Genomic DNA, 11,870 nt, shown 5'->3' with positions numbered 1-11,870 from the left:
TTGGCGTTTTTGTGTGCTGGGAATTTTGAAAAAGGAAAAGACGGAACGGACACAGGGGTGGACGGTGACGCATCCCGAGGCCGCGAGCAGCGCGGTAAGGAGCAGGGGCAGGGGCCAGCGACGCATGCCGCCACCGTGCCGCACAAGCCCCGCAGGGCGCCTCTGGCGGGCCCGCTGCGCCCCTCGGATGGATGATGCGACGGCCGTCCTGCAGAGCCGCCTCCGGCAGGTGTGGCGGACCCTGGAAGAGGGGCAGGCAAGCCGTGAGGGAGGCCCTGGTGACGCTCAGACCGCCGGTGGAGCCGATGCTGGCGCAGGCCGCGGAAGCCGTGCCGGGCCCGGCCGCTTTGCGGGCGGGGGTGGCGTTCGAGCAGAAGCTGGACGGGCACCGGGCTCTGCTGTTCACCGCGGCCGGCCCCGGCGGCACGGTGTTGGTGCAAACCCGTCGCGGGGCGCTGGTTCAGGACCGGTGGCCGGACCTGGTGGCGGCCGCCGAGGCGCAGTTGCCGCATGGCCTGGTCCTCGACGGCGAACTGGTCGTCTGGGATACCGCAGCGGGCCGGTTGTCCTTCGAGGCGTTGCAGCGCCGGGCCGCCACCCGCGCCCGCGGCGCCCTGGCCCTGGCCGCACGGTGGCCGGCCTCGTCGCCTTCGACGTCTTGCAGCAGGACGGCCAGGAGCTGCTGACGCACCCGTACGCGGAGCGGCGCGCCCTGCTGGAGAGCCTGTTCTCCGAGTACGCCTGACGGGCTGGACCAGCGGCTGGTCGAGCGGGATCGCCTACGACACCGCGGCTACCAGTCCCCGCCAGTGAATCTCGAGGCCCTCAGCCGACTTAGGTTGGCTGAGGTTCACTCAGTTCAGCATTGCAGCTGAAGCCGTTGGGGTCGGCAGAGTGCCGCATCGTTACACCGCACCCAGGCGGCGTAATTCATGCGTGGCCAGGGGGAACAGTGACGAGAGGATGTTCGACTGCAGCTCTCCGGTGAGGGCGGACGCGAGGAATTGCGTGCACGATACGGAGTAATGTTCCCATTGGGGGCCGCTCGCCTCGTTCACCATGACGGTCCATTCGTTCGGCTCAACGCCCGGAAGGACGAGCCAGTACAGGCATTCTCCGTTGTCCGTGGTCGCCCATGGGATGACCAGGGATCCCTCGGTCTCCAGTTCTTCCGGCTTCTTCTCGACTGTCCACAGGTCTTCCAGGTCTTCGAACTGGTACTTGGCCCACTTGAGGAGGTCGTAGTGCTTGTTGGGGCAGTCGGGTTCCAGGACGTAGAGGTAGTCGTCCCAGTTGCTTCCTTCATAGACCCCGATGAGCTCCTTGTAGTCCTCGGGAAGCTCGACCGCGAGCGTACCTTCGACCTCGCCCCAGTCCTTGTGGCGGGGCTGGCTCGGCGCCGGTGCGATTTCGAGAAGACGGGTAAGGGCGTTGGTCACGGTGGGGTCCTTTTCTTAACGGTCGGTGAGTCCGGGCGAATGACTCTAGGTCCGCAGGTGACGGCAAATCGTGCCTGCTCGCGGCTTTCGTTAGCCCCCTCTCGGCTGATTGGGGATGAAAGGGGTGTTGCCTGCTTCGGTTATTCCAGTACTACGGTGCTGGGTGAACTTGAAGCCGTTTGAACCATAAGCCTCGATGTGTACCCCGGTGGGGATTTTTGTCAGTCCCGTTGTATCGAGGAGTGACGCTGTACTGGATTGTCTCGCGCCGGCCTCCACCGCGGCCCTGACTTGGTTCTCAATTTTCCGCATGACGGGAGAATTTGCGTAGGCGTGCATGGTGACGACATTCGCTGGATCGTAGTTGGATCCGCCGAGCTGTGCGCCAAGGAGGTGGGCTCGGTTGTACCCCGCGTCCTTCTGCCAACCAGGCGGATCACCGTGCGGATCCGTGGGGTTGTTCCCCATCATGTCCGGCCCCAGTGTGGCGTGCATTGCTGTCGGCCGCCCGAGTGCATCCGGTTCGCCGTAGACGACCCTGCCGTCCCACGTAGGGTCGTCCGGCTCGTTCTTTCTACAGGGGAGGAGTCCGAGGGGATCCGCCCACAACAGGGGGTTGTGGACGTACGCCGTAGGGTTCGGGGCTCGTTGCGGATCATCCGGCGGAGGCTGGTGCGGGCGGCGGTGAGGTCGTCCTCGAGCTCGGTGACTCGTTGGTGGAGACCCGTGTTCTCCGTGGTCGCTTGCCGTTCAGCTGTGGACAGCCGCAGGTTTTCCTCGGTGAGTGAGGCTGCTCCTTTGGAGTGGACACCCTGACAATGGATCTTGATGGTCCAGGGAGGGATGCCCAGGTGGGACGCAAGTCTCCGTATCCGGAGGAGTTCAGGAAGGATGCCGTCGCGCTCTACCGTGCTGCGGCCGGCACGCGGACGTATGCGGCCGTGGCCGCGGATCTCGGTGTCACAGCTGAGTCGTTGCGGACGTGGGTCCGCAAGGACGAGTCTCAGGCCGTGCCCGCCCGCCGTGATGCCGGTGTGGGTGAGGCGGAGGAGCTGGCCCGGTTGCGGGTGGAGAATGCCCGCCTGCTGAAGGCAGAGAAGGAATGGCAGCTGGAGCGCGAGATACTGCGCCGGGCGGCCGCCCATTTTGCCCGGGAGGTGAAGTGAGCCCCCGCCGCTGGGACTTCATCTCCGAGAACGGCGCCGACTTCGGCGTCAAGCGGATACGCAGAGTCCTGGGCGTCTCCCGCTCCGGTTACTACCGGCACCAGGCCAGTGCCGGGGCCCGCGCCGAGCGAGCCGCCGACGAAGCGCGGACGGTGTCTGAGATCCGCGAGATCCACGCCGATCACCAAGGCGTCTACGGTGCCCCGCGGGTGCATGCCGAGCTGAGGTCCCGGGGACGGAAGATCAACCGCAAGCGCGTCACCCGTCTGATGAGGGTCAACCGCTTCGTCGGCCGGCACCTGCGGCGCAAGTAGCGCACGACCATCGCCGACAAGACGGCTCCGCCCGCGCCTGATCTGGTGATGCGCGACTTCACGGCGGATGTGCTGAACGCCAAGTGGTGCGGCGACATCACTTACGTCGCCGTCGGATCGGCGTGGCTGTATCTCGCCACGGTGATCGACATCTGCTCGCGGCGCGTGATCGGCTGGTCTATCGCGGACCACATGCGCACGTCCCTGGTCACCGACGCGATCGAGATGGCTGTGGCCGCCCGTGGCGGCCAGGTCCACGGCGTGGTCTCCACACGGACCGGGGCGCTCAATATACAAGCGCGGCGTTCGCCGACGTCTACCGTCGGCACGGCATCCGCCGCAGCATGGGCCGCGTCGGCTCAAGCTACGACAATGCCCTCGCCGAGTCGTTCTTCCAAGGCCTGAAACGGGAGTTGCTCCACGGGCGGCGCTGGATCTCCAAGGCACAGACCCGCCTCGAGCTGTTCCGCTGGCTGGCCTACTACCACCGGCGCCGCCGCCACTCCGCCCTCGGCTACCTCACACCAGCAAAGTTCGAACAACAGCTGATCACACCACCTACGCTGTCACTCGTCGCATGAAACCCGGTGTCCACTACCGCGGATCAATCTCAGTCACCCACCGGAACGGAATCCTTTCCGTGACCGCCCGGCGGACCATCGCCTTGGCCATCACCACCTTCGTCTCGAAGGCCACCGTGTCCTCGATGCCCGCGGCCCGGCAGCGTTCCCGGTCATCGGTCCATGACGTGGGCAGATACAGGCGGCGGTCGATCAGCGTGCGGCCGCGGGCACCGGCATAGGCGAGGAAGACACCGACCTGGCAGTTCTCCGTCCGCCCGGCCGTTCCCGAGTACTGGCGCTGGACGCCGACGGAGCGGACGCCCTTCTGCAGGAACCCGGTGTCGTCCACGATCAGGACGGCTTCCGGGTCTCCGAGGCGTTCGACGACGTAGTCGCGGACGTCGTCAAGGACTTCATCGGCGTCCCAGTCGCACCGGTTCAGCAGCCGGTGCATCCGGTCGGGAGCCGAATGCCCTGCTTCCTCCGCGAGCGTCCAGCCGTTCTTCCGCTCCAGCGGGGCTATCAGTCCCCGCATATACGCCAGCGCTGATTCACGTGGCTCCGATCAGGCAAACCGGTGCACGAACCGCTCATGCACCTCACCCAGACCCGCTGCCCACGCCCTCACATCACCAAGCACCCCACCCATAACCAGACCAACGACCAACCTGGCCACCAGTCACGCCAAACGCCGTTGCAGTACTAGGTCTCGCCGGACACGAACCCTCGGCTGAGCCAGAACAGTTGAGGACGCATCACTGTTTGCGGCTGTGACACGATTCCTCCCAGCCCCCCCCGCCACGTTCCGGGCCGTCGCCGCGGCGGCCCTGTGGCACGAGGGCGGCCACACCACCGATCGAAATGGAAGAGAACACCACCGCATGGCGCATCATCAGCAGCCCTACCCAGCCGAGGACTCCGGCCGCATACTCCAGCCGCAGAGCGGCGGACGGCTGCGTGACCACAGCCGCCGAATCCTCGCCGCCACCGCCACCGCCGTTCTTCTCCTCACCGGCGCCACCGCCTGCAGCGACAGCACCGCGAGCACGTCCTCCAAGAGCAGTACCGCGCTGAAGGAACCTTTCGCCCCGGCGCAGCTCGCCCAGGCGTGGAAGTCGCCACCCGTCGAGGGCGACTCGCTGCGCACGCCGTACATGGCCGCTTGGCGCACGAAAGGCGCCTACTACCTGGGCCGCGGGACCGGGGTGGAGATCCTGGACCCTGCCACCGGGAAGAAGCTGGGGGCCGTCGTGCCGCCCGAACCGGACATGACGCCCTGCGGTATGACCGAGGGCCTCACTGCCGACGGCCTGGGTGCCATCGCATGGATCAAGGGCGACCCGGAGGCCCTCAGGGCCAGCTGCGACCGCATCTCGCTGATCGACACCCGCAACGGCAGCCAGATCGTCTGGACCAAGCAGATCTCCGGCGCCCCCCTGAACGGCAAACCACTCACCACCGACACCACCCGGCTCGCCTTCCTCACCGGCGATGTCATCGCCGTCATGACCCCGAACACGGTCGTCGGGCTGCGCCTCGACGGCGCCGAAGCATGGACTTGGCGCAACATAGGCGTCGCGCTCGACAAGTACGTCCTGAACTGGGACATGACCGCCCACCAGGACCGGATCATGGTCATGATCGGCATCGAGGGCGGCCCTGAGCTGTGGAGGTACTGGGTGTCCACCCTCGATGCCTCGGGCAAGGAGGTGTCCAAGGAGCCCGTCCCCATGCCCGTGCCCTCCAAGGGTGACGTCAGTCTGGTCGGGGCCGCCCCCATGACCGCGATCGTCACGCCTTACAGCTTCGACAAGGTCACCAAGCCGGAGCTCGTCACCTTCACCCGGGACGGCAGCGTGGCCCGGCGCATTCCGCTCGCCTCCAGCGCGGGCGAGATCCGGCTGAACCAGAGCCGGCGCCTCGGCGGGGCCAAGCGCTTCGACATCGCCTTCAGCGGCTCCACGGCCTACCTCGTCGCGGGCAACCCCGCCAGCAGCACGGCTCCCATCCAGATCGTCGCCCTCGACCTGGAGAGCGGCGCCACCACATGGACCGAGGCGGTCGACACCGTCACCACCCCCCGGTTCCTCGGAGTCGACAAGGACACCGTGTACGTCCTGGCAGGGAAGACCTCCCAGGACATGCCCGTCTACGCTTACGCGGCAAAGGACGGCACCCGGACCCAAATCAGCACCGTGAAGGCAACCGACGGCCTCCTGTCCATGGAAAAACTGATCATCGACTACAACACGGGAAATCTTGCCCTGACCGAACCCGGGCAAGGGCCGACCGGAACCATCATGTTCCGCCCCACCCCCTGACACACGCTCGCCGACGGCTTCGCGCCGCATTCGGCCGCCGCGGCTCACCCCGGCCATCGGCGGACAGCGAAGAGGCGGAGAAACGGTTCCTCCCGACTGGGAGCCGATCTATGCCGCCCTCGTCCAGGAGTGGCTGAACACAGGACGACGCGTCCCGGGCCGGCACGACGAGGAATGGGCCATCCTCGCCCGCCGCTGCCGCCCGAGCCGGGCATCACACCCGGGGAGCGAGCCCCCGTATCGGCGCGCTTCCCCGGGGCTGCCGGAGCGGCTCCGTGGTTGGGCCGGCCGCTCCGGCAGCCACCCTGCCCCCGGTCAGCCCAGCCGCTCGGCGTTGAGCCGCTCGCGCAGGTACAACAGGACCGCCGCGTCCGCGGCCTCGGCCAGCACCACCAGCAGGCAGCGGATCCGCTCGTCATCACCGTCACGGACCGCGCCCACGATCTGCTCCACCGTCTCCCTGGCCTGCGCGGGGATCCCCGCTCCTGCGCCCGGCCGGGCTTTCGTGCCATCGTCTTCGCAGCTCACCGCCACAGCAGAGCACAGCCGCGCCGGGCTGCCCAGAGCGCGAATCAGTGACGACGGCCCCTGACACCGGGGGGCGGGGGCAGGGGCCGTCACGCGCCGTCCGTGGGGGATGTGGGCGGCGCGCCTGTCGCCGCCATCAACGACAGGGACCCCGCAAGGTCACGCGAATGAGCGATCGTGCCCCGATGCCCGCGCACGCCGGCTTCGTCAGCCCCCTTCGGCTGCGGCTCCCGTGCGTGGTGTGGAGCCGCAGCCGCGCTGGGCTCAGATGCGGGCGCGCCCGTAGTACTGGCCGAGCTGGTCGCGGTAGGCGGCGTTGCCGCGGTGCTTGTCCTTGTCGTACTCGGGCGAGTCCTTGATCTGGTCCTTGGTGAGGTTGACGTTGACCGTCTTCTCCTTCACGTCGACACGCACGACGGTGCCGGCGGGCAGCAGAACTTCCTTGCCGAAGATCCAGGGTCCGGTGTCAACGACGAGGTAGGAGGAGCCGACTTCTTCGGTGGCCTCGTCGACCTTGCCGATGTGCCCGTCACTGGCCTCGACCTTGAAGCCGACCAGGCTGGTGCCGGGCGTGTAGCGGGACTCCGGGTTGTAGCTCCACATGTCGGTCACGTTGGTGGGTCTCCTTCTCGAGTAGGACCGGCCGCGCTCACACGGCGGGTCAGGTGTGCAGGAGGCTGTTGCGGCCGTCGTGGCCGTCCGCCTCCTCCTCGTCGAGCCAGTGGCCGCCGTCGGCGAGGTAGCGGAACCCGTGGTGCTGATTCACCGGGAGGGTGACCGTGACCGCGCGGGTGCCGTCGGGGCGCTCGGCCATCGGGTGGGCGCCGGGCCGCCAGTCGTTGAAGTCGCCGACCACACTGACCTCACCGGCCGGATGGCCGGCGGGCAGGACGAACGTGATCTCGGTCCGGTTCTTACGCCGGGTGCGCTCCAGCATCGACGGTCTCCTCATGTCAGGGGCAATGGCTTCGCCATCCATGCCCGCTGCGGCGACCTCCGCAGCGCCGGACTACGCCACACGCGACAGCTGCCACCCGGACGGCCGCATCCTCCCCGGCGGCACGGCCAGATCCGCCGGGGCCGGGCGTTTCGGTGGACGGGGCGGTGGGCGTGCGCCACACGGAGCGGCCCGCGAGGTAGAGCACGTCGGCGACGAGGAGGAACACGGCGGCCAGTCAGCGCACCGCGGCGTAGACCTCGGCGGCCTGGGTGATGAACCATCGGCTGTCGTCCGGGCTCAGGGCCTGAGCCTGCAGGTGCTCGTACATGACGCTGTAGCGCTGCACGTCGGATCGTTTCTCCAGATAGAGGTCGCTGGTGAACCGTTCCAGATACACCGTCCCCCCGTCCGAGGCGTCCGCGAAGCGGAGGACGGAGAACTGCCCCGAGACGCCCGCATGGGCTCCGACCCTGTGCGGGAGGACCTGCACAGTGACGTGCGGCTGCGCCCCGAGATGGTTCAGGTATTCCAGCTGTTCACGCATGATGCCGGGGCTGCCGACCACCCGGCACAATGCCGATTCGTCCAGCACCACCCATAAGAGGTCGTTTTCGTCCGATGTTTCATCCCAGAATCGGGTGTTCTGTGGTCTTCTTCGGGTCGCGCCAGGAGATGGGGTTCTCGCTGGTGAGGCGGCGGGTCATGAGGTCGGTCATGGCGATGTGGATGACGGCTTCGGAGCGGGTGGGCAGGGTTTCGTATTCGCGGGCCAGGCGGCGGTGGAGCATGAGCCAGCCGTAGGTCCGCTCGACCGCCCACCGCTTCGGGATCGGGGTGAAACCCCTGCTCCCGGGCTTGCGAGTGGTGATCTCCATGTCGATGCCGAGGGTGGCGGCATGTTCGACGAGGTGCTGGCGGTAGCCGCCGTCGACCCACACCTTCCGGACGCGGGGGTGCTCGGAGGCGGCCTGGTCCAGGAGCTGGGTGCCGGCGGGGGAGTCCTGGACGCTCGCCGCGGTGACCAGCAACAGTCCAGTTCCCCGCAGGCACCGAGTTCGTCGAGGATGACGCGGTGGAGGCGGGCCCAGATCCTGGCCCGGCTCCACCGGGTGAAGCGTCGGTAGACCGTCTGCCAGCTCGGGCCGAACATCGGCGGCAACTGCCGCCACGTGCAGCCCGAGGTCGCCACGAAGATGATCGCGGCCACTGCCTCGCGGTCACCCGCTCGACGCCGGCCGCCACCCTGCGGACGTATCACCTCCGTCGGCGGCACCACCCGCCGGAACAGCACCCACAACTCATCCGGCACCAGCCGCTCAACCAGATCCGTCATGCACCGTTCAACGAACGATCACACCATAAGAAACGACGTTGTGCCCGGCGTCCAGTGGAGGCAGTCCCGGGCGTGCACCAGCGGCTCGACGAGCCGAGCGGGAGCCGCCTGCGATGTGAGTCCCAGGTGCCTGACCTGCTTGATCTCCAAGGCCTTGAGCGCTTGCGCTTCGGTGCCGGTCAGGAGAGCTCGTCGGTCATAGTGGGTGAGGTTGAGCGGCCAGGCCCAGACGGCAGGTCGACCTTTGTCCGACCTGGCCGATGTGTTCGTAGCGGTCATTGGCCGTTCACCCGCCCGGGTGGCCGGCGCGAGTGAGCATGTCCACGCGCCAGGAGTGGATCTGCTGCATGCCGCGGTTCAGCTTCTCCGCGAGGTCACGGCCCGACAGGTGGATGTAGGTCATGGTCGACTCGGTGTGGCGGTGGCCGGCGAACGTCGCGATGGCGTGCAGTTCCCAGCCCATCCGAGCCAGGTCGGTCAGGCAGAGGTGCCGGGTGGTGTGGGTGGAGAAGCGCGGCAGATCAGCGGCCAGCGCAACCCGGCGGATCACCTTCGACCAGGTCCACAGAGTAAGCGGCTGCCCGTGGTTGCGGTGCGACTCCGACAGGAACAGCGGACCGCGGGCCCGGCTGATCGTGGCCCGGTGCGCAAGGTAGCCGGACAGCAGCACTCCGGTCGGAGCGGAGTAGGGAACCGCACGCTCGCGTCGCGTTTTCGTCGTCTCCGCCCTGATCCGAAGCGTCCGGTGGGCCGCGAGGTCGTCGGTCCGCAGCGAGCACAGCTCCTCGCGCCGCAATGCGGCGTCGTAGGCCAGGGCGAGCATCACCCTGTTCCGTACCGGCTCCTGTCGCATGACGTCCAGCAGGTCGAGCCACTGCTGTTCGCTCGGGATCCAGGGCAGCTTCACCAGGCGCGGGACCAGGCCGCGCTCGTGGCTCTCGAACTTCCGACCGGGTGTGTAGCGGCCGCGGCCGACCGGGTTCGACTCCCTCAGCCCCTCTTCGATCAGGTAGTTGTAGAACAGCCGCACCGGCACCAGTCGCTGCTGCAGCGTTGCTTCGCCAGACCCGCCCCGGAGTCCAGTGCGACCACGTTGGTTCCCTGTCGGCTTGGCCGCGTGGAGAGGTCCTTCACGAACGCAGCCACGTGCAGACGGCCCGCGGTCGCCGGGTCGACGCCGTCTCGCTCGCAGATCAGCAGGTCCTCGGCCAGGCCCCGGGCGTAGGCGTCGATCGTCCGCGGTGCCCGTCCCAGGTCCGTCCAGACCCGCAGCCACTCAGCTGCCCGCTCATGCCGACCCAGGACCGGCCACTTCTCCTCCAGCACCACCACGTTGCCCAACACGCCTCCTCAGCCCGTGGAGAGGCCGCAGAATACGAGATCCATCCTGCGGCCCGTGATTCCACGTAACTGATAGGAACACGGTCTACGGCTACTTCGCCAAGTGGGCGGACGAGGGCGTGTTCGCCCAGCTCAACCGCCTGCTCTGGCAACGGCTGCGGGAGAAGGAGGGACGTGACGGCGAGCCGTCGGCCTGCGTGATCGACGCGCAGAGCGTGAAGACCTCCACCAGCGTGCACGCCTCCGGCCAGGGCATTGACGCTGGCAAGAAGATCGTGGGCAGGAAGCGGAGCATCGTCACCGACACACTCGGCCTCCTTCTTGCTGTGCTGGTCACCGCGGCGAGCGTCCAGGACTCCACCGCCGGCACCCAGCTCCTGGACCAGGCCGCCTCCGAGCACCCCCGCGTCCGGAAGGTGTGGGTCGACGGCGGCTACCGCCAGCACCTCGTCGAACATGCCGCCACCCTCGGCATCGACATGGAGATCACCACCCGTAAGCCCGGGAGCAGGGGTTTCACCCCGATCCCGAAGCGGTGGGCGGTCGAGCGGACCTACGGCTGGCTCATGCTCCACCGCCGCCTGGCCCGCGAATACGGAACCTTGCCCACCCGCTCCGAAGCCGTCATCCACATCGCCATGACCGACCTCATGGCCCGCCGCCTCACCAGCGAGAATACGATCTCCTGGCGAGGCCCGAAGAAGCCCGCCAAACGGACCATCTCGGGATGAAACAACGGACGAAAACGACCTCTCAGCCGTCCGCCGCCCACCTCGCCCTCGTCGGAGCCATCGAGGGGCACGGGGAGACGGCCACTCCGACACAGATCGAACGGTGGCAACAACAGGGCTGGCTGCCCAAAGCCGCGGAGTGGTTCGAACCGGACTCCTCCACCATCCGGCCCGAGTGCCTGACCTGGGCCCTGTGGCTGGCGCACACCGCGCGCGCCGGCCGCAGTATCGGCTGGCTGGGCTGGGTCTTCTGGGCCATTGATGACACTCCGGATAGCGCCCGGAGGCTACGGGCCGTTCTGGTCGCCACTCTCAAACGGCCGTTGGCGCGGGCGGGCGTCGAGCAGCTGCCCATCGGTGATTCCAACCACGCTTTTCAGGCCCGCCAGGATGCGGCGGCCCGGATGATCGCGAACCGTCGCTCCCCGCGGCGCGACTTGGACGGGATCCTGCGCGACGGCGCGGCCGCCGCAGGCAAGGTTCGGCGGGGTCGATCGGATCGTTCAGGTGGACGGTGCGTTCCAGTAGGCCCGGCCTGGTTGTGGTGTGTCGGGGGCGAAGAGCCGGGAGACGGTGACCGGTGTGAGCCCGCGCCGGCGCAGGCCGTCGATGATGCCGGGTACGGCGGGAACCGTGCCGGGGCAGACGTCGTGCAGGAGGTGGTCCCGTTGCGCTGGGCGCCTTGCAGGACACGCGTCTTGATGACCGCGGGGTCGTGGTCCCGGTAGTCATTGGCCGTGACGGTCCACAGGATCTGCGCCAGCCCGAGGGAGCGGCAGACTTCGGCGACACGCGGGTTCGTCAGGCCCTGTGGCGGGCGCATCAGGCTCGGGCTGTGGCCGGTGAGTTCCTTGACGCGTTCCTGGAGGAGCACGAGCTGACGGCGGATCTCCGACTCCGACAACTCGGTCAGGCGCGGATGCGTCCAGGTGTGGTTGGCGACCTCGTGTCCCTCGGCCGCCTCCCTGCGTACCAGTTGGGGGAAGCGGGTCACGTTCTTCTTGCCCAGCAGGAAGAAGGTCGCGTTGATGCCCTTGGCCTTCAAGATGTCCAGCAGTCAGGCGGTGTCGGGGCCGGGACCGGGCGTCGAAGGTCAAAGCGATGCAGCTGGTCTTGCGACAGTCGACGGGGTGAGGCCGTTGCTGGGGCAGCGGTGTCGGGCTCCGGTCCTGCGGTGGGGCGGGGGAGGACGGG

General features: G+C 67.9%; 10 protein-coding genes and 5 pseudogenes. 4 read left to right on the top strand and 11 right to left on the bottom strand.

Annotated features, from left to right (window positions below; genetic code table 11):
- The first annotated feature begins 278 nt into the window (after nt 1-278).
- Nucleotides 279-686, top strand: coding sequence for a hypothetical protein (locus tag PV721_RS34920; protein WP_319731509.1), 408 nt, complete (start codon nt 279-281; stop codon nt 684-686).
- Between the two features lie 219 nt (nt 687-905).
- Here PV721_RS34920 and PV721_RS34915 read toward each other — a convergent pair whose 3' ends face one another.
- Together PV721_RS34915 and PV721_RS44125 are read right to left on the bottom strand one after the other, a co-directional pair.
- Nucleotides 906-1,439 carry an SMI1/KNR4 family protein gene (locus tag PV721_RS34915; protein ID WP_319731508.1) on the bottom strand — a complete coding sequence of 178 codons (534 nt, stop codon included), beginning with the start codon at nt 1,437-1,439 and terminating at the stop codon, nt 906-908.
- A gap of 90 nt (nt 1,440-1,529) precedes the next feature.
- On the bottom strand, nt 1,530-2,048 hold the full coding sequence (locus PV721_RS44125) for a DNA/RNA non-specific endonuclease (protein ID WP_416371247.1): 519 nt from the start codon (nt 2,046-2,048) through the stop codon (nt 1,530-1,532).
- Between the two features lie 242 nt (nt 2,049-2,290).
- Between PV721_RS44125 and PV721_RS34910 the strand changes: the two are divergent.
- Nucleotides 2,291-3,500: pseudogene (locus tag PV721_RS34910) on the top strand (IS3 family transposase).
- A gap of 31 nt (nt 3,501-3,531) precedes the next feature.
- Here PV721_RS34910 and PV721_RS34905 read toward each other — a convergent pair.
- Nucleotides 3,532-4,131 (bottom strand): annotated as a pseudogene (locus PV721_RS34905) (IS701 family transposase); the annotation flags it as partial.
- Nucleotides 4,132-4,363: 232 nt separating this feature from the next.
- Here PV721_RS34905 and PV721_RS34900 point away from each other — a divergent pair.
- Nucleotides 4,364-5,803, top strand: a complete 1,440-nt coding sequence (locus tag PV721_RS34900; protein WP_319731506.1) for a hypothetical protein — start codon at nt 4,364-4,366, stop codon at nt 5,801-5,803.
- 315 nt (nt 5,804-6,118) lie between these two features.
- Here the strand turns inward: PV721_RS34900 and PV721_RS34895 are convergent, their stop codons facing one another.
- The 7 genes and pseudogenes from PV721_RS34895 to PV721_RS34865 all read right to left on the bottom strand — a co-directional run bounded on the left by PV721_RS34895 (nt 6,119) and on the right by PV721_RS34865 (nt 9,948).
- Entirely contained in the window at nt 6,119-6,256 is a 138-nt protein-coding gene (locus PV721_RS34895) for a hypothetical protein (protein WP_319731504.1), read from the bottom strand.
- Nucleotides 6,257-6,595: 339 nt separating this feature from the next.
- The gene (locus PV721_RS34890) at nt 6,596-6,934 is read right to left on the bottom strand and encodes a PRC-barrel domain-containing protein (RefSeq protein ID WP_319731510.1); all 339 of its coding nucleotides are present in this window, start codon (nt 6,932-6,934) and stop codon (nt 6,596-6,598) included.
- Nucleotides 6,935-6,992: 58 nt separating this feature from the next.
- The gene (locus PV721_RS34885) at nt 6,993-7,268 is read right to left on the bottom strand and encodes an isoamylase early set domain-containing protein (RefSeq protein WP_319731502.1); all 276 of its coding nucleotides are present in this window, start codon (nt 7,266-7,268) and stop codon (nt 6,993-6,995) included.
- Nucleotides 7,269-7,506: 238 nt separating this feature from the next.
- Nucleotides 7,507-7,872: pseudogene (locus PV721_RS34880) on the bottom strand (DUF5753 domain-containing protein); the annotation flags it as partial.
- 22 nt (nt 7,873-7,894) lie between these two features.
- Nucleotides 7,895-8,604: pseudogene (locus tag PV721_RS34875) on the bottom strand (transposase).
- A 286-nt stretch (nt 8,605-8,890) separates the two neighbouring features.
- Nucleotides 8,891-9,640, bottom strand: a complete 750-nt coding sequence (locus tag PV721_RS34870) for a site-specific integrase (protein ID WP_319731501.1) — start codon at nt 9,638-9,640, stop codon at nt 8,891-8,893.
- Complete coding sequence (locus PV721_RS34865) at nt 9,610-9,948, bottom strand: hypothetical protein (RefSeq protein ID WP_319731500.1); 339 nt, start codon at nt 9,946-9,948, stop codon at nt 9,610-9,612. Before PV721_RS34865 ends, PV721_RS34870 begins: the two co-directional genes overlap by 31 nt.
- A 74-nt stretch (nt 9,949-10,022) precedes the next feature.
- Between PV721_RS34865 and PV721_RS34860 the strand changes: the two are divergent.
- Nucleotides 10,023-10,676 (top strand): annotated as a pseudogene (locus PV721_RS34860) (IS5 family transposase); the annotation flags it as partial.
- Nucleotides 10,677-11,052: 376 nt separating this feature from the next.
- Here PV721_RS34860 and PV721_RS34855 read toward each other — a convergent pair.
- The gene (locus PV721_RS34855; RefSeq protein WP_319731497.1) at nt 11,053-11,721 is read right to left on the bottom strand and encodes a polysaccharide deacetylase family protein; all 669 of its coding nucleotides are present in this window, start codon (nt 11,719-11,721) and stop codon (nt 11,053-11,055) included.
- Nucleotides 11,722-11,870 lie beyond the last annotated feature (149 nt).

The sequence above is a fragment of the Streptomyces sp. MB09-01 genome (assembly GCF_033794505.1).
Taxonomy (GTDB): Bacteria; Actinomycetota; Actinomycetes; order Streptomycetales; family Streptomycetaceae; genus Streptomyces.
Note: the sequence above shows the minus strand (reverse complement) of the source record. Positions and strands in the feature narration are given on the sequence as shown.